Here is an 18,384-nt window from a genome sequence, read left to right as displayed (position 1 = left end):
GACCATGGGCGAACACACAGTCGCTTCTTTCGACGAGGATCTCGAGCAGATCAGCAAGCTGATCCGCGACATGGCCGACCTCGCCGGTTCGATGGTCGGCGGGGCGACCAAGGCCCTGTTGAATTCTGACAACGTGCTGGCGCAACGCGTCGTTTCCGACGATGCCATCATGGATGCGCGTCAACGCGAACTGGACGACCGCGCCATCACCCTGATCGCCAAGCGCCAGCCGATGGCCCACGATCTGCGCCATGTCGTCGGGGCGATCCGCATGGCCGGCGATCTCGAACGCATCGGCGACCTTGCCAAGAATATCGCCAAGCGTGTGAGTGCGGTCGGCCTTAGCGTCACACCGCGCGACCTATCGCATTCCATCGATGCGATGGCGCAGCTGGTGCTCATCCAGGTGCAGGGCGTCATCGAGGAGTATGCTGCAGGCGATGCGGCCGCGTTGGCCAAGCTACGCGCCGCCGACGAGCGCATCGACGTCAAATATACGTCGGTGTTCCGCGAACTGTTGACCTACATGATGGAAGACCCGCGCAACATCACCGCTTGCACGCATCTGCTGTTCTGCGCCAAGAATCTGGAGCGGATCGGCGACCATGTCACCAACATCGCCGAAAATGCGTATTATGTGCTGACCGGCGAGCAATTGCCGGTCAATCGTCCGAAGCAAGACGAAACGACAATGTCCGCACCGGCGACATGATGGGGGTGCCCAGCCGATGATCGCACCACGCATAATGGTGGTGGAGGACGAGGAGCCGTTGGGTGTGCTGCTCCGCTACAATCTCGAATCCGAAGGCTACCAGGTCGAGGTGGTGACACGCGGCGACGAAGCCGAGATCCGTTTGCAGGAGAATGTGCCCGATCTTCTGGTGCTCGACTGGATGATACCAGCGGTTTCCGGCATCGAGCTCTGCCGCCGGTTGCGGGTGCGCCCCGAAACCGAACGGCTGCCGATCATCATGCTGACCGCGCGCGGCGAGGAGAGCGACCGGGTACGCGGTCTTTCGACCGGCGCCGACGACTATCTGGTCAAACCGTTTTCGACACCGGAATTCATGGCCAGGGTCAAGGCGCTGCTGCGCCGCGCCAAGCCGGAAGTGCTGTCCAGCGTGCTGAAGGTCGGCGACATCGTGCTCGATCGCGAATCGCACAGGGTGTATCGCAAGAAGACCGAGATCCGGCTCGGGCCGACCGAATTCCGGTTGCTCGAATTCATGATGCGGCATCCGGGCCGCGTCTTCTCGCGCAGCCAGTTACTCGATAATGTCTGGGGCGAGACGATCTATATCGACGAACGCACCGTCGACGTGCATGTCGGGCGGCTGCGCAAAGCCGTCAACAACGGCCGCATGCCTGATGTCATCCGCACCATCCGCGGTGCCGGCTACGCGATCAGGGAAGATTGACCCGCCCAGTCAGGCTACGTTCTTTCTGACGCCGGGCCTCATTTGCGCGCCCGGCGCGAAAATCTGCTGGTCGACGAAGCTTAACGCCCGCATTGCACAGCCTTCGCGGATCAGCGGCAATTCGTTCGGCTCGGTATCGAAGGAGATCGAGCCCGAATGCTGGCCGCCGGCGGTCTGGGCGATGGCCTTCCGCAAGGCCGGCTCGATCAGATCAAAGGCGGCGGCACTGGCGCCGACCATTGCGACCGGTGCCGGATCGATCAGCGCGAACAGCGAGCCGAGACCGAAACCCAGCGCTTCGCCGGCCTTGCGGTAGGCTTCGCGTTCCGGCCCGTCCTTCTCGCGCGCCCGAACCACCAGCGCGCGCATGTCGGCGTCGCTGACGTCGGCGACCGGTTGGCTGTCTTCGCTCATCTGCGTGGCGTTGCGCCAGATGGCGTAATTGCCGGCATAGGCCTCGATGCAGCCGCGCCGCCCGCAACGGCAGAGCGCGCCGCCCGGACGATGGATCATGTGGCCAAACTCGCCGCCCGAGGAATGCGTGCCGGTGAACAGCTCGCCCTTCAACACCAGCCCCATGCCGATGCCGTGCGAAAGCAGGATGGCGATGAAGTCGTCGCGATAGCGATCCGGATCGCGCCAGCGCAAAGCCACCGCCATCATATTGCAGTCGTTCTCCACCGTGGCCGCGATGCCGAATTCATCTTCCAGCATGTCGGCAAAGGCGATGTCCGTCTGGGGCGTGATCGGCGACCACAGCATGGCGCGTGCAGGGGAGTCGGTAATTCCCTGAATCGCCAGGGCGATGCGGGCGACACTGCGGACGTCAAGATCTGGATCGTCCAGCCGGCGCCGGACGATGGCCATGCATTCGCGGATCAGTTCGTCGCGCGGCATGGTCAGCGTGTCCAGCCGGCGCTGTTCCTCGGCGACCACCTGCCCCGCATAGTCGATGATGGCGGCCGACAGGAAATTCAGCGACAACACCACGGTCAGCACCGCCGCCGCTTCCGGATTGAGGGCGAGGCCGACCTGCGGACGACCGCGTTTCAACGAAACGGGTTCGCTTGCCTTGCTCTCGGCGAGGATGCCTTCCCGTATCAGGTCGGAGGAGATCGCCGATATGGTCGAATGGCTGAGGCCGGTGGTTGCGGCGATCTCCGTACGCGATGGCTGGCCGGCCCGGCGCACGGCCGAGATCACCATCGCCCGGTTGCGCCGGCGCAAATCGTCATGGCGGATTCCGACCGACATCGTTTTGCTTTCCTCCCGGTTTGCCGCGGCCGCTCATGAACCGGAAGCCGTCGGTAATGCCGACAAATAGTGTCGGATGAGGCAAATAGTGTCAGATGCAGGGGGCGCTGTCATCGTTTATTCCGAAGCTCGAAAAAAGTCGCAGCAACATCAAAATCCATCAGAATCGATGTTGACAGCAGCGGGAGATCGGGCCAGTATTTTTTCGAGGCTCGAAAAAATTAGCGCCTCTAAGCTGGCCTTTGGGGCCAATTGGTCACGCCGTACGCGGCGCAGGGAGGATATGATGAAGAAATTCACGACCGCCATTCTGGCGGGTGTCGCCATGACGCTGGCGCTTGCGTCGGTGGCGCAGGCTAAGGACAAGGTCATCGGCGTTTCCTGGTCGAACTTCCAGGAAGAGCGCTGGAAGACCGACGAAGCCGCAATGAAGGCGGCCATCGAGGCTGCCGGCGACAAGTATATCTCCGCCGACGCACAGTCCAATCCGGGCAAGCAGCTCACCGACGTCGAGAGCCTGATCTCGCAGGGCGCCAACGCACTGATCATCCTGGCGCAGGACGCCTCGGCGATAGGGCCGGCCGTGCAAAAGGCGCTGGACGAAGGTATTCCGGTTGTCGGCTACGACCGGCTGATCGAGAACAAGGACGTCTTTTACCTGACCTTCGACAACAAGGAAGTCGGCCGCATGCAGGCCCGCGACGTGTTCAAGGTGAAGCCGGAAGGCAACTATGTCTTCATCAAGGGCTCGGGCGCCGATCCGAATGCCGATTTCCTTTTTGCCGGTTCGATGGAAGTGCTGAAGGACGCCATCGACAGCGGCAAGATCAAGAATGTCGGCGAGGCCTATACCGACGGCTGGCTGCCGGCCAACGCCCAGAAGAACATGGAACAGTTCCTGACCGCGAACGACAACAAGGTCGATGCGGTGGTCGCCGCTAACGACGGCACTGCCGGCGGCGTCGTCGCCGCACTGACGGCGCAAGGGTTGGCTGGATCGGTTCCGGTCTCGGGCCAGGACGGCGACCACGCCGCGCTGAACCGCATCGCGCTCGGCACACAGACGGTCTCGGTGTGGAAGGACGCGCGCGAGCTCGGCAAGAACGCCGCCGAGATCGCCTCGCAATTGGCCGACGGCAAGCAGATGACCGACATTGCCGGCGTGAAGGATTTCACCACGCCCGGCGGCAACACCGTAAAGTCCCTGTTCCTGACCCCGGTCGCCATCACCAAGGACAACCTCAACGTCGTCATCGACGCCGGCTGGATCAAGAAAGAAGAGGTCTGCGCGGGCGTGGCGGCGGGCGCTGTTCCGGTCTGCAACTGATCCGAGTTTCCGAGAAGTCCGAACGCCGCGGCCGCTTGCCGCGGCGTTTTTTCAAGAAAGAATTGTTTTTCCGCTTCCGGCGGATAACTTCTAGGCTGCTTCCGGCATCCGCGGCAGACGGCAACCCGGCGGGAGAAACATCATGACCGACACGACTTCCAACACGCCGGTCGACAGCTCGACGGCAGACCGGGCGCGGGAATCGGAGGCCGGCGTCGTTGCCCGATTTCTCAAGGCAACCGAACTCGACACGCGCATGCTCGGCATGGTCGGCGCGCTGCTGGTCATCTGGGTCGGGATCCACATACTGTCGGGCGGGCTCTTCCTGACGCCGCGCAATCTCTGGAACCTTTCGGTGCAGACCTCGTCGGTGGCGATCATGGCGACCGGCATGGTGCTGGTCATCGTGATGCGTAACATCGATCTTTCCGTCGGCTCCGTGGAAGGCGTGATCGGCATGGTGATGGGCGTGGCGCAGGCCGAATTCCTCGTCCGCATCATGGGATTTCAGCTTGGCAGCCCCTGGCTGTGGGTCATCGCACTGGCCGCCGGCCTGGTGCTCGGCCTGGCTATCGGAGCGTTTCAGGGTTTCATCATCGCCTATCTCCAGGTTCCTGCCTTTATCGTGACGCTCGGCGGATTGCTGGTCTGGCGCGGCATGGCATGGCTGATCACCAGCGGGCGCACCGTTGCGCCGCTGGACAGGACCTTCCAGCTGATGGGCGGCGGACCACGGGGCTCGATCGGCGCCACCTGGAGCTGGATCGTCGGTGTCCTCGCCTGCGCGGCCGTTGCCTTCATGCTCTTCAACGGCCGCTCGCAGCGCAAGCGCTTCAACTTTCCGCTGCGCCCTGTCTGGGCGGAAAGCTTGCTCGGCGTGATAGCCTGCGCCGCCATCCTCGGCGCCGTGTGGATCGCCAATTCCTATCCTTGGCCGGTCGGCATCGTACGCCAATATGCCCAGCAGAACGGCATCACCGTTCCCGAGGGCGGGTTGTTCATCGCCCACGGCATCGCCATACCTGTGCTGATGGCCGTGGCCGCGGGCATCGTCATGACCTTCATCACCAGACGCACCCGTTTCGGCCGCTATGTCTTTGCCATAGGCGGCAATCCGGAAGCGGCCGAACTCGCCGGCATCAACACACGCTGGGTCACCATGAAGGTGTTCATGATCATGGGCGTGCTGGCCGCGATCAGTGCGGCGATCGCATCGGCGCGCCTCAACGCGTCGACTAATGCGCTGGGGACCCTGGACGAGCTGCTGGTCATCGCGGCGGCCGTGATCGGCGGCACGTCGCTCGCCGGCGGCTCCGGCACGGTGCTCGGCGCCATGCTCGGCGCGCTTTTGATGCAGTCGCTGCAATCCGGCATGGTGCTGCTCGGCATCGATTCGCCGCTGCAGAGCATCGTTGTCGGCGCCGTGCTGGTGGTCGCGGTGTGGCTCGATACCGTCTATCGCAAACGGGTCTAGTGAGGAGAACGAGCATGGCAGACAGGACCGCTCCCACGGGCACGCCGCTGATCGACATGCGCAACATCTCGATCGCCTTCGGCGGCATTCGCGCCGTCGACGATGCCTCGGTCGATCTTTTTCCGGGCGAGGTGATGGCTTTGCTCGGCCATAACGGTGCCGGCAAATCGACGTTGATAAAAATCCTGTCCGGCGCCTACAAGCGCGATGCGGGCCAGATTTTCGTCAACGGCGAGGAGGCTTCGATCTCCAATCCCCGCGACGCCAAGAAGTACGGTATCGAGACGATCTACCAGACGCTGGCGCTGGCCGACAATGTCGACGCGGCTGCCAACCTGTTTCTCGGCCGTGAGCTGATGACCGGCTGGGGTACGCTCGACGACGTCGCCATGGAGGCTGAGGCGCGCAAGGTGATGGGCAGGCTCAATCCGCGCTTCCAACGCTTCAAGGAGCCGGTGGTAAAGCTTTCGGGCGGCCAGCGGCAGTCGGTTGCGATCGCCCGCGCCATCCTGTTCAACGCCCGCATCCTGATCATGGACGAGCCGACAGCGGCACTCGGGCCGCAGGAGACGGCACAGGTCGGCGAACTGGTCAGGCAGCTCAAGGCCGACGGCATCGGCATCTTCCTGATCAGCCATGACATCCATGACGTGTTCGAGCTTGCCGACCGCGTCTGCGTCATGAAGAACGGTCGGGTTGTCGGCACGGCGCGCACGACCGATGTCACCCAGGACGAGGTGCTCGGTATGATCATCCTCGGCAAGTGCCCGCCCGGCGCCATCCCAGGGCCGGGCGCCCTGAAGATCGCGGCCTGAACGAGAATTAGCCGGCTAATCACAAGTCGCCAAAATGTGCCAGCAGTCACCATGCTTTGGCCTCGCCATTGTGTTGGCGTCGGGAGTTGCCCATAAAGATGCCGAACCGTCCACGGGACGTATCGGCAATTGAAGAAACTCTTTCCGACCGTAGCTTTCATCGCCGTCGCGCTGATCAGCCTGACGATGGCGGGTTTTGCCTATTTTGCCACCCAGGAAGCCGCCCGTATAAAATTCGAGGCGACGGCGGACGACGCGCTTAACCGGATCGAAAGCCGCATCGACCTGGACCTGTCGCTGCTGCGCTCAACCCGGGCATTGTTCGATGCGCGCAATGGCGGTATCTCGCAAGGCGAGTTCAAGGCTTTCTTCAACGCGCTCGACATCGACAATAATTTCGCCGGCCTGCGCGGCATCGGCTTCCTCCGCCTGGCGAAAACTGAAAACGAGGCGGCGGTCGAGCGCGATATCCTGCACGATCACGGCGCAAGCCATCCGATCTATCCCGACACGAACTTGCCGTGGCGTACGCCCATCGTGCTGTTCGAGCCGCTGGACCCGTCCAATAAATCCAGCATCGGTTATGATATGTTCACCGGGCCGGTGCGGCGCGAGGCGATCGAAAAGGCGATGGTCGACGACCAGCTGCACGCCAGCGGGCTCGTGCAGCTCGGCAAGGATACGGGTGCCGCGCAGACCTTCACCGGGTTCCTCGTCTTCGTCCGGCTCAATGTCGAAACCGCGCCGGACGCCGTCAACGCATCGAGATCTTCGACTGCCGGCTTCCTCTATGCGGCCTTCCGCTCCCGGGACCTGTTCCAGGCTGCGCTCAGCCGGGCACCTCTGTTGCCGGTCAACACCGAAATCTATGACGGCGCTGTGAACAGTGACAACCTGCTGTTCCAGTCGGAAACGCCGCCTGTTTCGGCCCTTGGCGACAGGCTGCTGATCACCCGCAAGATCACCGTTGCCGGTCGGCCGTGGGTCGTCCTGTTCAGGCCGACAAGTGCTTTCTCGCAACCTTCCTCGCGTGCCATTCCGGTGATGCTCGGATTGTTCGGGCTACTGCTTGCGGGCGCCATCGCGCTGGTGGCCCGCTATCAGGAGCGGGCCTATGAGGCGGTCTCGCTGCTTCACGAAACGACCGAAAAGAGCCTGCTGGAAAAAGACCTGATGCTGCAGGAGATGAAGCATCGCATCAAGAACTCGATCACGCGGGTGCTGGCAATCGCGCGCCAGACAGCATCGCACACCGCCGACGTCCAAGAGTTCTCGGCATCATTTTCGGCTCGGCTGCAGGCGATGGCGGCTTCCCAGGACATGCTGACGCGCTCACGCTGGCAGAAAGCCGATCTCGGCGACCTGCTGCGCATCGAGCTTGGCCAGGTGTTCGGAAGCGAGCTTCCTGAAGGGCTGTTGTCGGGACCGGAGGTTCTTCTCGACGAAAAGACGACGCAGGCACTCGGCCTCGTCTTTCACGAACTGGCGACGAATGCGCTGAAGCATGGCGAAACCGGCAATTCAGTCGGTGCGCTCAAGGTCGACTGGTCGCTCGAAGGCCGCGGCGGAGCCCGGACATTGGCTCTCAACTGGCGCGAGGCCGGGCAGAGGAAGCTCGAGACACCGGCGAAGAGCGGTTTCGGCACCAGACTGATCGATCTCAACGTCACACGCGAGTTGCGTGGCACAATCAGGCGCGATTTTCACGAAAACGGCTTGAACGTGGAAATCAAGGTTCCGCTGCCGGCTTGAAACGCCGTCTCGTGAGCCGCATCGCGACAGCGCTTTGGAAGTGCAAACGCGGAGACAGGTGGTCTGCCTCCGCGTTTGCTGTTCGCCTGGAGCTCGAAACTAGTTGCAGCGAGCTGTGTAGATCCGGCCGTGACGATCTCTGTATTGGCAGTAGCCATTTTGCAGGCGGCGAACCAGCAGACCGCCAATCGCACCAGCGCCAGCGCCGATCAAAGCGCCCTTGCCGCCGCCGACAGCGCCACCAATAAGCGCGCCGCCCACAGTGCCGATACCCACGTTCTCTTCCGTGGTGGTGCAGCCGCTGATCGCAACCACGGCAACCATGGCAATAATCATCTTCCGCATGGAGTCATCCTCACTTTGTCCTCACTTTAACAAGCTCCAGCCGCCATCTAGCATGAAAGTGCGGCCTCTGCGCGCACGATTTCATTGTTGATTAAGATAGTCTTTTCGGACGTGCGCCGTTCGATGCTACCACGAACTCGGAAATCTCCAAGGACGCATCGAGCGTGGCGTCGGGATGCACATTCCAGACAATCCTGTCATAGCCGTCCTCGAGCGCAGGATCGACGGCAAGACATTTGGCGCCGACATGTTGGGCTTGGCCCTGCCGGTCGATGACCGCGAACGGGCGCGCCGCCGTGCACTCGGCCGCGGTTTCAATGGAATCAAGCAGAGGCGAGCTCGATCAGATCAACTGGGACGCGGCGGTCAGGACGATCGCGGCCATAAGCGCAAAGGCGGCGAAGCGAAGGGGCAAAGCACGAGGCGCGGGCGCTGCGGACACGTCGGGATCCTGAAAACCGCCCATCGAGACGCGAGCGGCCTGTTCCAGTCTGTTCAAGTCGGCAGCCGTCAAGGCCCATTCCTTTCATATTGTGCCAAACTCAATCAATGTCCGCTGAATCGGCACGTTCGGACAGGATCGGACTTTATGGTGAACAGTCGGTTAAGGCGGGGTGATGCAGCCAGCCTTCTTCCTGCCGCCGCCGTTCGTTCAATCCGTCTCGAAATTGCCGTGAGGAACGACAAGACGGTATTCGAGGCGGTTCCCGGTGATCTCAAGTGTCGCCGTTCCATTCAACGAAGTGGGCACGACGCGTTCAAGTGCGACGCTGCCAAAACGCTTCTCGCTGCGTTGATTGTCGTTGGCTCCGATCACTTCGGCCCATGTCAGCGACAGCGCAGGCTCGCCAGCGGAAGCGGCCGTCAGATCGGCCGTCACCTCGACGAAACCGTCGCTGCGCGACAGCGCGCCATAGCTGACCGAATTGACGGCGAGCTCATGCATGGCCAAGCCGATGTGCAAGGCAGCATTGGGATTGAGATATGGATTTGCGCCGCGGAAACGCAGGCTGTGCATGGGGTCCGCGCCGTACCTTCCGACCTGACCGGAAACCAACTCGCGCAGCGCCGCTCCCCGCCAGTTGGATGACGTAACCAGGTCCTGCGAGGAGGCCAGCGACTGCAATCGGCCCCGGAAACGCGTCAGGAAATCGTCAATGCTGCCGGAATAACGCCCCGTCTGGGTGGCGATGCTTTGGATGATGGCCAAAAGGTTCTTGGAGCGGTGACTGACCTCGCGCAGCAGCGCCTTCAGCGTCTGCTCCCGGCGTTTCTGCTCGGTTGTTTCGACCATGGTGGTCACGACGCCCTGCACCGCGCCGGTCTCGCTGCGGTCGGCGTCGATCCATACCTGAAACCAGCGGGCGCCATCATCGGCCGGCACGCTGAGTTCGAGATGTTGAGGATTGCCGGAGACGATGACGTCGTGCTTGGCGGCGCCGATACGCTCTGCCTGCGCCGGCGGCAAGATGCCGTTGTTGTCGGAGGCATCAGAGGTCCATGGTGCGCGCATGTTGCGCGCCCACACCGTCTTCATCTCGCGATCCTGGTATAGAACGGAAATCCCGGCATTGTGCAAGGCGTGGAGAAGGGCTCGGCCAAGCTGCATTCCGCTTTCGGCGGGATGCAGAGCGATGATCTCATCCCTCTGGCCGCGGTCTTTCATTTTTCCGACTCTGGAACGCATCGGTAATTTGCTCAACCCACGTCGGGCTGAACGGCTCACGGAAAAATGGGTTCCAAAAGGAGGAGCTTCGGATCGAGCCCTAAAAAGCGGTCCGCCGAGCGGCATCCCGTTGGAGGACACTGCCCGGCGGTGGCTGGAAACCGTTTGAGGGGTGCGGCTTCCAGTGTTCGCTTGAATGGCCGCTTGGCATTCACGCCCGTCTGATCAGGCCGGCAATAAGCGATATGATCAGGAAGGCGAGAAAGATGAAGAACAATATCTGCGCTATGCCGGCCGAAGTGCCAGCGATGCCGCCGAAACCAAGCGCACCGGCGATGATCGCCACGACGAGAAATACGAGCGCCCAGTAAAGCATGATCCATCTCCTTCCAATGCTGCGGTGAAAACGTGATTCGCCTCCGTTTGTTCCACCATTTCCCGAAAAAGACGATGCTGAAAATCGTTACGGCCCGAATTGCTGCGGTGTGTGCGAAAAGGTTCTCGTCAGGTTCGGCAGCAGTTGGCTGTCGTGTGTTAAGTCGGCGTCACGCCCCCATCCGGTCCAAGGGGAGTGGCTATCCCACACCCTGGCGGCCGCAACTCGGTCGCCAGCTGTTTTATGCCGCGGCCTTCGCGTGCCGGTCAAAGAACAGGGCCTGGCTGATAAGAGCCTTGACCATATCCGGGTTGAATGGCTTGGTGACGAGGAAAGCCGGTTCCGGCCGCTCGCCGGTGAGCAACCGCTCGGGAAAGGCGGTGATGAAGATCACCGGCACCGAGGTGGACGACAGGATTTCATTGACGGCCGCGATGCCCGAACTGCCGTCGGCGAGCTGAATATCGGCAAGCACCATCTTTGGCCGCGCCTTGCCGAACATCGCCACCGCCTCCGCGTGGGTGCGCGCTGTTCCGACGACGCGGTGGCCGAGGCTTTCGACCATTTCCTCGATATCCATGGCGATCAGCGGCTCATCCTCGATGATCAGCACGTCGGTTGCCACCTGACGGGAGATCTCGTTGCTCGCCTGAGCGAGAAGTTCTGAGAATTCCTGTTCGTCGACGTCGAGAATCTCCGCCGCCTCGTCTTCGCTGAAGCCTTCGACGGCGACCAGCAGAAAGGCCTGGCGGGGACGAGGCGCGATTGCATTCAGATTGGCCGCGGCGCGCTGCTCCCATGCCGATTGGGCATGCTCCTGCGGAACGCGAATGGCCACCGAGGTGAAGAGCTTGGCAAAGACCTTGTAGAGTGCGATGCGGTCGTTCGATGCATCCGGAAAGATATCGACATCGGCAATGATGGCCTCGAGCATTGCGGCGACCAACGCGTCGCCGCTCTCCTGCGATCCGGATACGGCGCGCGAGAAGCGGCGCAGGAACGGCAGGTGCGGAGCGATGGTTGCTGATAGGCTCATATCGGACGTCTCCCTCATATGACGTGATTACATGTTACAGCTAAAACGGTTCGCAAGCCCAAAGTTAAAAACGCGGGTTGTGCGAAAAAGTTCCGGTCATGCGGAACTAAGTATGCGGGCTGGCGTTTAGGGCGGGGTTGGGCAACCAGACGAGGCTGCCGCTTGCCTTGCGTTATGTGTTGAAGGGGCGGCTTAAGGCTGGGACAAAGGGCGAAATGAAGAACATGACGAAAGCTACCACGGCTGGCGTTGGCAACGGGCGCCGGGCTGCTTCCCGCGACCCGCTTGGGCCGAACTCGGAAATCGGCCGCAAACTCAAACAATATTACGACGAGCTGGTCTCCGACAATGTGCCGGATCGCTTCGCACAACTGCTCGGCCAGTTGGAAAAGGCCGAACCTGTACAGAAGAAGGACTGAGGCATGGCGGCCGTCTCCCAGGGCTTCAAGACCGACTTGCTCGGCTCGATCCCGAGCCTGCGGGCTTTTGCCGTGTCGCTGACGCAAAATGCCGACAAGGCCGACGACCTGGTGCAGGAAACATTAGTCAAGGCCTGGGACAAGCATGAAAGCTTCCAGCCCGGCACCAATCTGAAGGCATGGCTGTTCACGATCTTGCGCAACGAATTCTATTCGCAGATGCGCAAGCGCGGCCGCGAGGTGCAGGACAGCGATGGCGTCATGACGGCCAGACTTGCCGTTCATCCGGCCCAGCACGGCCAGCTTGACCTCGAAGACTTTCGCGGCGCGCTCGAGTTGCTGCCCGAAGACCAGCGCGAAGCCATTATCCTCATCGGCGCATCGGGCTTTTCCTACGAGGAAGCGGCCGAGATCTGCGGCTGCGCCGTCGGAACGATCAAGAGCCGCGTCAGCCGCGCCCGCACGCGGCTGCAGGAAATCTTGAAGATCTCCGGTGAAGACGAGTATGGCCCGGACGCAATTTCGGCTCAGGTAACGGGGTCGACGGCAGCGTGAAGCGTGGGCGTGTTCGAGCCGCTCCGCGCCCTCAGCGCCTGCAGGCCGCTGCCACTGCCTCGACGAGATCGTCTCCCGAATAGGGCTTGGTGACCAGTCTGACGCCGGGAAAGGATTTCTTGATCTCGTCCATATCCGACTGGCCCGAGGCGAAGACGAACGGGATGCCAGCTTCACGCAGCCGTGAAGCAAATTGAAGCGTCGAAACGCCGCTCAGCATGAGGTCGACGATGGCCACGTCGAACTGCGCGGCAACGTCTTGCTGTTCGATCTCAGTCAGATCACGGGCGATGACCACATCGAGCGCGCCGTAGTCGCGACAAAGCTGCTCGATATCCATGGCAATCAGGAACTCATCTTCCAGGATAAGAATCCGCAAACCGTCAAGCGATGGGCCCACGCAGCAATATCTCCTTAAATGCGTCTCTATCTTCAAACCGGGGAAGTCATGATCGCTATTTGGCATGCTGTCATTTAAAAAAGACATGCCGGCGGATGCGTCGGCCGCGGCCCTTGCAAGGCATTTGCAACGAGCGCTGCCGGAGATAGGGTTAGAAGAGGTTCGTGCCGGAACCTTGGGGTCTGTTGGGCGTTTTCGACCGAGCAAAAGCAAGGAGAGTGAAGCAATGGCGACTGCCGCAGGAAAGGCCGCGAACGAAGCCCGCACGAATTCCGATATTGAGGCCGACATCGCACAACTGAAGGCCGACATCGACCAACTTACCAAGCTGTTGGCCAAAACTGGCGAACATGGCTACGGGGCTGCGCGGCGCGCCGCCGCCGAGGGCGTCGAGCAGTTGCGAACCCAGGGCGAAGCAGCCTTCGACAGCCTGCGCAGCAACGCCAAAGACATCGAGGCGCAGCTGATAGCCCATATGCGCGAAAAGCCTGTGACTTCGCTGGCGATCGCCGCAGGCGTCGGGTTCCTCTTCGCACTCCTCGCGCGCCGCTAGTTCTGCACGCATGGGAATGCTTGCATCGCTGATCTCGGGCCTCGCCTCGGGCGAAACCATTGCGGCGATACAACGCGCGCGCGTCGCTGCGATGGTCTATTCGGTCGCAGCACTCGCGGCGCTGTGCGGCCTCGGCTTCCTGGTCGGGGCAGCCTATATCTGGACGGCGGCCCGCTATGGACCGATGGCAGCGTCGTTGAGCTTCGGGATCGGCTTTCTGGCAATCGCCGGTCTCATCCTGCTCGTCTACCGGATGTCGGCCGGCTCGCGCGCCAGACGCCGGGCGAAGCGACGCAACGCCGACATGAAGGCGGTCGGCATCGCCGCAGCACTCGCCGTGCTGCCGGCGCTGCTCAAGGGCAAAGGTGGCGTGGCGAAGGGCGGATTGGGCGCCATTCTCGGCCCGGCGATAGCACTCGCAGCCTACGCCATCTACCGCGAGAACGTGAAGCCCGACTCCGACGATCCGGATACCGGCAAAGGGAAATAGTTCGGAAGCGGATAGTTCGGCCCAAACGATTCTGGCGCCCGGTCGAAAAATCCTCGCGTCACAAATCGTCGAGCGGCATCGATATTTCCGCGATTACGCCGTCGGGCCGGAATTCATGGGTCACCTCGCTGGAAATGACCTTGGCCAGGCTGCGGCGGATCAGGATCGAGCCGAAGCCATGGCGTTCGGGCGGCGCAACCCGCGGGCCGCCGCTTTCACGCCAAGCCAGCAACAGACGTCGTGCACCCTTCCTGCCTTGCACCTTCCAATTGAGATCGACCTTTCCGGAAGAAACCGAGAGCGCCCCATGTTGTAGTGCGTTACTTGCCAGTTCATGCAGGATCAGGCCGAGTCCGACTGCCTGGTCGGGTGAGAGCAGGACATCGGTGCCGGAGATCGCCATGCGCGATTGTCCAGCGGTTTGAAACGGCTTTACTTCGATCTCCACCAGCTCCCGAATGCCGATGCCGCGCCACTCGCGGTCCGACAGCAGGCTGTGCGCAACGCCCAGCGCCTGCAGCCTGGCGCTGAAAGCTTCAAGGAATTCGCTTGGCTGACGGGCATGGCGAACGGTCTGCGTCGCCAGCGCCTGTACGGTTGCCAGAGTGTTCTTGACGCGGTGATTGAGCTCGCGCAGCAACAGCCGTTGACGTTCGTCGCCAAGCTTGCGTTCGGTGATATCGTAGTTGACGCCGAAGATCAGCGTCGGCTTGCCCTCGCCGTCGCGCTCTATGACGCGGCCGCGCGTTGCGATCCATCGCGGCGGTTCGAGGCCTTTGACACGGTATTCGCCAAAATAATCGTCGCTGCCGGTCAGCGCGTCGCGAAAGCGTGTTTCGGTCTGATGAACGTCGCGCGGGTCGATGGCGGTCAGGATGTCGCGCGCTCTCAGCCTGTTCGACTTGGGCAAGTTGAACAATTCGGACAGCAGGACATCGCAGTCGATCATGTCGCTGCGGATATCCCATGCCCAACTGGCGAGCGAAGCTGCATCGAGCGCAATAGCGCGCCGCTTTTCCTCTCGAGCCAGTGCGGCCTCAGCAATCGCTGCGCTGCGGGTTGCATCCTTCAGCGTGAACAGGCTCGCGGCGAGGCCAGCTAGCGCCGACAGTTGGTCGAGCTGGACAGAAGAGGGACGTGCGTGCGGCTTCCGGTCGAGCACGCAGAGCGTGCCGATCAGTGCGCCGTCGACTACGATCGGCACGCCGGCGTAAAAGCGGATATGATGCTCGCCGGTGACCAGCGGATTGGCTTTGAACCGCGGATCCGTCGCCGCGTCGGCCACCACCATCGGCACGTCGCCGGCTGCGATGGTATAGGCGCAGAACGATGTCTCGGTTGCGGTTTCGGTCTCGTTGAGGCCGATACAGGACTTGAACCACTGCCGCTCGGCATCGACCAGCGTGATCAGTGCGACAGGCGTTTGCATCGCCGAAGCGGCAAGACCGCTGATACGGTCGAAATCAGGGTCGGCAGCCGTATCCAGCGCGTCGAGGCCGTGCAGCACGGCAAGGCGGTCCGCAGCGCCCACCACATGGCGAATATCGACCGGCAGGCCCGGCTTTGTCTGGCTATTGTCGTCCACTACGCCCCCAGTGGCCGGCCCCGCTGATTGATCAGGCCAACCGGCCCGTTTGCCGCCTTGTCGAGCCGGAACTTTCGCAGCGGGGAGCCGTTACCAGCCAATGCCCTGCTAGCTACGCCTGCCGGCGCCAAATATGGAGCCAGACCATGCCAAAAATCGTTCCTGAAAACAAAGCCCGTCAAGGGCGGCGGGGTCAGCATGTCCTTCGTATCCTGATCGCCGCGCTGTTGCTGGCTTTTATCGCCTGGGGCGTCGCCGAAATCTACGGCTGGATGATCGAGACGCCTAAGACCGAGCAGGGCAACACACCCAGCGGCTAGACTCTCTCCATCTCTCGTGCCAACCCGCATCACGCAACCCCACATCACGCTACCTCACGTCAGGCAACCTTTGCCTCGGCGGCGCGCGCCGGGACGAGAACATTCAACGCGCGCGGATGGATTTCGACGGTCGTCTCGCGATCGAGCTTTACCAGTTCGCCGTCCATGACGGCCTGAACTTTCCTGTTCGTCGAATGGATTTTCAAAACGGCGCGGTTTGCCTGATGGATTTCGACATGCTCGTTGCCGCGCCATTTCCCACGGGCGACGTCAAAGAGGAACCTGATCAATTCGCCGCGCCGCCGTGCCACGGTGACATAGATGCCCAGCACGCCGCCTGCCGGATCGTCGGCATAGGGCAGGTGGCCCTCGCCGAACAGATTGTTGGTGATGCCGATACCGGTGATCCGGGTTCTAATCTCGGCCTCACCGACCGTCAGCGTTACGTTCATCGCCGGTGGATTGTTGATCGTTGCCCAAGCGGCTCGCACCGAGGCACGCATCTTCCCCAGCCGCGAGCCGAATTCCATCTTCTGGCGCAGTTGCACCATCCTGGCGTGCATGCCGATCGAGAATTGATGCACGAAAGGCCGGCCGTTGGCTGTTGCAATGTCAATCGCCATCACCTCGCCGTCCGCAAACGATTTCAGTGCCGCATCGAGGGTCTGCGGAATACCGAGGCCGCGCGCAAAAAGGTTCATTGTGCCAGCCGGCAGAATTGCCAGCGCCTTCTCCCCGTTCATCAAACGGGCTGCCGCGGCCGAAATGGTGCCGTCGCCGCCGCCCGCCAGCACGACGTCGATGCCGCGCCTGGAAGCTACGCCGTCCAGCGTGGCGACGATATCCTTGCCGGCGACGATTTCGATATCGATCGAGTGGCCGGCAGTCTCAAGCGTGCCGCGCATCCGGCTGGCGAAGGCCTCAAGATCGATGGTGCGCAGGGTGCCCCCGTCCTTGTTCAGCACCGCTGCAAACCGCATGGCCGTTCCATTTTCCAGCACCTATCGGGCCGGGGCGGGGCCCCAGCCGGGAGTGGAACGGGGCGGCCGAGAAAATGTTCCGTTCGACCAGCGCGGCGAATCCGAGAACCATTGACATCGCACAGGGTGCACCGCGGCTTTTTTCGGAACAACAGTGTGGTCACAACGTTGTGAACATGCAGAAGACGCTGCGCCCGCAGTGACGCCAGGCGGGCAGGGCGTGCACGAAATCACCGACGAGGAGACACTAAGATGATCCGCACCCTTTTAACCACGACAGCAGTCGCAACATTGATTGCGACGGGTGCATTTGCGCAATCGGCGACGACCCCGGCGCCGGCGCAACCACCCGCCGCCCAGGATACCGCTCCGGCGATACGTGCCGAGGGCAGCCTTGCCACCAACATCATCGGCGAATCCGTCTATAATGGCACCGGCGACGATGCCCAGAATATCGGCAACATCAGCGACGTCGTCTTCGACGAGCGCGGCGAGGTAAAATCCGTCGTCATCGGCGTCGGCGGTTTTCTTGGCATAGGAACCAAGAACGTCGCTTTCGACTACAAAAAGATGCAATGGGCCGAAAGAAATGGCGACCGTTGGCTGATAGCGCAAACGACGAAGGATGAGTTGACGGCTCAGCCGGATTTCGACCGGAGGCCTTACGATCCGCCTCCGCCACCAGCTTCGGCGGATAATGCGGCGCCTGCCGCCCCTTCCACCAGCGCGCAAAATACAACCCCGGCGCCTGCCGCGCCGGCTGAGCCAGTGAAGCGCGCCGAGGGCAATCTCGCCACCAATATCATCGGCGAGACCGTCTATAACGGCACCGGCGACGACGCCCAAAACATCGGTGACGTGAACGACATCGTCATCAACAAGGAAGCCAAGGCGCAATCGCTGATCATCGGTGTCGGCGGCTTCCTCGGCATCGGCGAAAAGAACGTCGCCTATGATTTCGACAAGGCGCAGTGGGCCGAGAGGAACGGCGATCGCTGGCTGGTCGCGCAAACGACCAAGGAAGAGCTGCAGGCACAGCCGGACTTCAACCGCAAGGCCTATGATCCGGCCCCGGCAACCACTGCGTCGAACGATGCCGCGGCTACTGCGCCTGCCACCGTCACGCCTACCGTGACGGCCAGCAACACCGCGACGACCAGCAACACTGACCAAGCCAGTAAAACGGCTCAAAATGCCCCGGCGCCGGCGCCCACGGCTAATTCCGCGGCCGACCAGACCAAGACCGGCTCGATCGACAAGTCGACGCTGACTGAAATGCCGATAGGCGAAATCCGGGCCGAGGATCTGGTTGGAACAACCGTTTACGGCGCCAATGATGCCAATGTCGGCGAGATCGGCGACGTCGTGCTGAGCGGCGACAAGAAGGTCGACGCAGTCATCATCGACGTCGGCGGCTTCCTCGGCGTCGGCGAGAAGGAGGTGGCAGTCGGTATGGACAACCTGAAATTCATGACCGACAAGAACGGCAAGCGCTATCTCTACACGAACTTCACCAAGGAGCAGCTCGAGGCGCAGGCCGCCTATGACAAGGGCAGCTATGCGCAAAACCGCGACAAACAGCGCATGATCATGCGGTAAGCTGCATCTCAGTCGACAGG

The 18,384-nt window shown here is 61.9% G+C and carries 21 protein-coding genes; 12 read left to right on the top strand and 9 right to left on the bottom strand.

What is annotated here, in order from left to right; genetic code table 11:
• Positions 1–4: 4 nt before the first annotated feature.
• Together phoU and phoB are read left to right on the top strand one after the other, a co-directional pair.
• On the top strand, positions 5–712 hold the full coding sequence (phoU, locus tag NKH63_RS06185; RefSeq protein ID WP_023720927.1) for a phosphate signaling complex protein PhoU: 708 nt from the start codon (positions 5–7) through the stop codon (positions 710–712).
• 16 nt (positions 713–728) lie between these two features.
• Positions 729–1,418: a phosphate regulon transcriptional regulator PhoB gene (gene phoB / locus NKH63_RS06180; RefSeq protein ID WP_031194536.1), complete on the top strand. Its 690-nt coding sequence runs from the start codon at positions 729–731 to the stop codon at positions 1,416–1,418.
• A gap of 9 nt (positions 1,419–1,427) precedes the next feature.
• Here phoB and NKH63_RS06175 read toward each other — a convergent pair whose 3' ends face one another.
• On the bottom strand, positions 1,428–2,672 hold the full coding sequence (locus tag NKH63_RS06175) for an ROK family protein (RefSeq protein ID WP_352917709.1): 1,245 nt from the start codon (positions 2,670–2,672) through the stop codon (positions 1,428–1,430).
• Positions 2,673–2,958: 286 nt separating this feature from the next.
• Between NKH63_RS06175 and xylF the strand changes: the two genes are divergently transcribed.
• From xylF to NKH63_RS06155, 4 genes are all read left to right on the top strand, one after another.
• Positions 2,959–3,999, top strand: coding sequence for a D-xylose ABC transporter substrate-binding protein (gene xylF, locus NKH63_RS06170; RefSeq protein ID WP_352494193.1), 1,041 nt, complete (start codon positions 2,959–2,961; stop codon positions 3,997–3,999).
• 142 nt (positions 4,000–4,141) lie between these two features.
• Positions 4,142–5,473 carry a sugar ABC transporter permease gene (locus tag NKH63_RS06165; RefSeq protein WP_352494194.1) on the top strand — a complete coding sequence of 444 codons (1,332 nt, stop codon included), beginning with the start codon at positions 4,142–4,144 and terminating at the stop codon, positions 5,471–5,473.
• Between the two features lie 14 nt (positions 5,474–5,487).
• Entirely contained in the window at positions 5,488–6,288 is an 801-nt protein-coding gene (locus NKH63_RS06160; RefSeq protein ID WP_023720922.1) for an ATP-binding cassette domain-containing protein, read from the top strand.
• A 129-nt stretch (positions 6,289–6,417) separates the two neighbouring features.
• Entirely contained in the window at positions 6,418–8,040 is a 1,623-nt protein-coding gene (locus NKH63_RS06155) for a CHASE domain-containing protein (protein ID WP_352547163.1), read from the top strand.
• Between the two features lie 99 nt (positions 8,041–8,139).
• Here NKH63_RS06155 and NKH63_RS06150 read toward each other — a convergent pair whose 3' ends face one another.
• The 5 genes from NKH63_RS06150 to NKH63_RS06130 form a co-directional block, all read right to left on the bottom strand.
• Positions 8,140–8,385 (bottom strand): YMGG-like glycine zipper-containing protein, encoded by a 246-nt coding sequence (locus tag NKH63_RS06150; protein WP_352917708.1) that lies wholly within the window; start codon positions 8,383–8,385, stop codon positions 8,140–8,142.
• Between the two features lie 343 nt (positions 8,386–8,728).
• Positions 8,729–8,899 (bottom strand): hypothetical protein, encoded by a 171-nt coding sequence (locus NKH63_RS06145; protein ID WP_352494195.1) that lies wholly within the window; start codon positions 8,897–8,899, stop codon positions 8,729–8,731.
• Positions 8,900–9,037: 138 nt separating this feature from the next.
• On the bottom strand, positions 9,038–10,072 hold the full coding sequence (locus tag NKH63_RS06140) for a sensor histidine kinase (RefSeq protein WP_352515608.1): 1,035 nt from the start codon (positions 10,070–10,072) through the stop codon (positions 9,038–9,040).
• Positions 10,073–10,262: 190 nt separating this feature from the next.
• On the bottom strand, positions 10,263–10,427 hold the full coding sequence (locus tag NKH63_RS06135) for a DUF1328 domain-containing protein (protein ID WP_023678541.1): 165 nt from the start codon (positions 10,425–10,427) through the stop codon (positions 10,263–10,265).
• 241 nt (positions 10,428–10,668) lie between these two features.
• Positions 10,669–11,463 (bottom strand): response regulator, encoded by a 795-nt coding sequence (locus NKH63_RS06130; RefSeq protein WP_023678542.1) that lies wholly within the window; start codon positions 11,461–11,463, stop codon positions 10,669–10,671.
• Between the two features lie 215 nt (positions 11,464–11,678).
• On the opposite strand from NKH63_RS06130, the gene NKH63_RS06125 reads away from it, so the two are divergent.
• Both NKH63_RS06125 and NKH63_RS06120 read left to right on the top strand, forming a co-directional pair.
• On the top strand, positions 11,679–11,882 hold the full coding sequence (locus NKH63_RS06125) for a NepR family anti-sigma factor (RefSeq protein ID WP_502896304.1): 204 nt from the start codon (positions 11,679–11,681) through the stop codon (positions 11,880–11,882).
• Positions 11,883–11,885: 3 nt separating this feature from the next.
• Positions 11,886–12,437 carry a sigma-70 family RNA polymerase sigma factor gene (locus NKH63_RS06120; RefSeq protein WP_023678544.1) on the top strand — a complete coding sequence of 184 codons (552 nt, stop codon included), beginning with the start codon at positions 11,886–11,888 and terminating at the stop codon, positions 12,435–12,437.
• Between the two features lie 31 nt (positions 12,438–12,468).
• Here the strand turns inward: NKH63_RS06120 and NKH63_RS06115 are convergent, their stop codons facing one another.
• Entirely contained in the window at positions 12,469–12,837 is a 369-nt protein-coding gene (locus NKH63_RS06115; protein ID WP_352480853.1) for a response regulator, read from the bottom strand.
• Between the two features lie 226 nt (positions 12,838–13,063).
• Here NKH63_RS06115 and NKH63_RS06110 point away from each other — a divergent pair, with 226 nt between their 5' ends.
• A complete protein-coding gene (locus NKH63_RS06110) occupies positions 13,064–13,390 on the top strand; it encodes an ElaB/YgaM/YqjD family protein (RefSeq protein WP_023720917.1) in 327 nt (108 codons plus the stop codon).
• A 10-nt stretch (positions 13,391–13,400) separates the two neighbouring features.
• Positions 13,401–13,880, top strand: a complete 480-nt coding sequence (locus NKH63_RS06105) for a hypothetical protein (RefSeq protein ID WP_023720916.1) — start codon at positions 13,401–13,403, stop codon at positions 13,878–13,880.
• Positions 13,881–13,938: 58 nt separating this feature from the next.
• Here the strand turns inward: NKH63_RS06105 and NKH63_RS06100 are convergent, their stop codons facing one another.
• Positions 13,939–15,465 carry a sensor histidine kinase gene (locus NKH63_RS06100; protein ID WP_352855464.1) on the bottom strand — a complete coding sequence of 509 codons (1,527 nt, stop codon included), beginning with the start codon at positions 15,463–15,465 and terminating at the stop codon, positions 13,939–13,941.
• Positions 15,466–15,611: 146 nt separating this feature from the next.
• Between NKH63_RS06100 and NKH63_RS06095 the strand changes: the two genes are divergently transcribed.
• The gene (locus NKH63_RS06095) at positions 15,612–15,785 is read left to right on the top strand and encodes a hypothetical protein (protein WP_023720914.1); all 174 of its coding nucleotides are present in this window, start codon (positions 15,612–15,614) and stop codon (positions 15,783–15,785) included.
• Between the two features lie 59 nt (positions 15,786–15,844).
• Here the strand turns inward: NKH63_RS06095 and NKH63_RS06090 are convergent, their stop codons facing one another.
• Entirely contained in the window at positions 15,845–16,765 is a 921-nt protein-coding gene (locus NKH63_RS06090; RefSeq protein WP_352480850.1) for a diacylglycerol/lipid kinase family protein, read from the bottom strand.
• A gap of 252 nt (positions 16,766–17,017) precedes the next feature.
• Here NKH63_RS06090 and NKH63_RS06085 point away from each other — a divergent pair, with 252 nt between their 5' ends.
• Positions 17,018–18,364 (top strand): PRC-barrel domain-containing protein, encoded by a 1,347-nt coding sequence (locus NKH63_RS06085; RefSeq protein ID WP_352480849.1) that lies wholly within the window; start codon positions 17,018–17,020, stop codon positions 18,362–18,364.
• The last annotated feature ends 20 nt before the right edge of the window (positions 18,365–18,384 follow it).

Source organism: Mesorhizobium sp. M0960 (genome assembly GCF_040319055.1).
In the GTDB taxonomy this organism is placed as follows: domain Bacteria; phylum Pseudomonadota; class Alphaproteobacteria; order Rhizobiales; family Rhizobiaceae; genus Mesorhizobium.
This window is presented reverse-complemented; position numbering and strand designations above follow the sequence as displayed.

Bases quoted from the DNA above. Each gene is read 5' to 3' on its own strand.
- NKH63_RS06085 (WP_352480849.1), top strand. From the start codon at position 17,018: ATGATCCGCACCCTTTTAACCACGACAGCAGTCGCAACATTGATTGCG.
- NKH63_RS06095 (WP_023720914.1), top strand. From the start codon at position 15,612: ATGCCAAAAATCGTTCCTGAAAACAAAGCCCGTCAAGGGCGGCGGGGT.
- NKH63_RS06150 (WP_352917708.1), bottom strand. From the start codon at position 8,385: ATGCGGAAGATGATTATTGCCATGGTTGCCGTGGTTGCGATCAGCGGC.
- phoU (WP_023720927.1), top strand. From the start codon at position 5: ATGGGCGAACACACAGTCGCTTCTTTCGACGAGGATCTCGAGCAGATC.
- NKH63_RS06105 (WP_023720916.1), top strand. From the start codon at position 13,401: ATGGGAATGCTTGCATCGCTGATCTCGGGCCTCGCCTCGGGCGAAACC.
- NKH63_RS06140 (WP_352515608.1), bottom strand. From the start codon at position 10,072: ATGCGTTCCAGAGTCGGAAAAATGAAAGACCGCGGCCAGAGGGATGAG.
- NKH63_RS06160 (WP_023720922.1), top strand. From the start codon at position 5,488: ATGGCAGACAGGACCGCTCCCACGGGCACGCCGCTGATCGACATGCGC.
- NKH63_RS06090 (WP_352480850.1), bottom strand. From the start codon at position 16,765: ATGCGGTTTGCAGCGGTGCTGAACAAGGACGGGGGCACCCTGCGCACC.
- NKH63_RS06120 (WP_023678544.1), top strand. From the start codon at position 11,886: ATGGCGGCCGTCTCCCAGGGCTTCAAGACCGACTTGCTCGGCTCGATC.
- NKH63_RS06130 (WP_023678542.1), bottom strand. From the start codon at position 11,463: ATGAGCCTATCAGCAACCATCGCTCCGCACCTGCCGTTCCTGCGCCGC.
- NKH63_RS06125 (WP_502896304.1), top strand. From the start codon at position 11,679: ATGAAGAACATGACGAAAGCTACCACGGCTGGCGTTGGCAACGGGCGC.
- xylF (WP_352494193.1), top strand. From the start codon at position 2,959: ATGAAGAAATTCACGACCGCCATTCTGGCGGGTGTCGCCATGACGCTG.
- NKH63_RS06135 (WP_023678541.1), bottom strand. From the start codon at position 10,427: ATGCTTTACTGGGCGCTCGTATTTCTCGTCGTGGCGATCATCGCCGGT.
- NKH63_RS06175 (WP_352917709.1), bottom strand. From the start codon at position 2,672: ATGTCGGTCGGAATCCGCCATGACGATTTGCGCCGGCGCAACCGGGCG.
- NKH63_RS06110 (WP_023720917.1), top strand. From the start codon at position 13,064: ATGGCGACTGCCGCAGGAAAGGCCGCGAACGAAGCCCGCACGAATTCC.
- phoB (WP_031194536.1), top strand. From the start codon at position 729: ATGATCGCACCACGCATAATGGTGGTGGAGGACGAGGAGCCGTTGGGT.
- NKH63_RS06165 (WP_352494194.1), top strand. From the start codon at position 4,142: ATGACCGACACGACTTCCAACACGCCGGTCGACAGCTCGACGGCAGAC.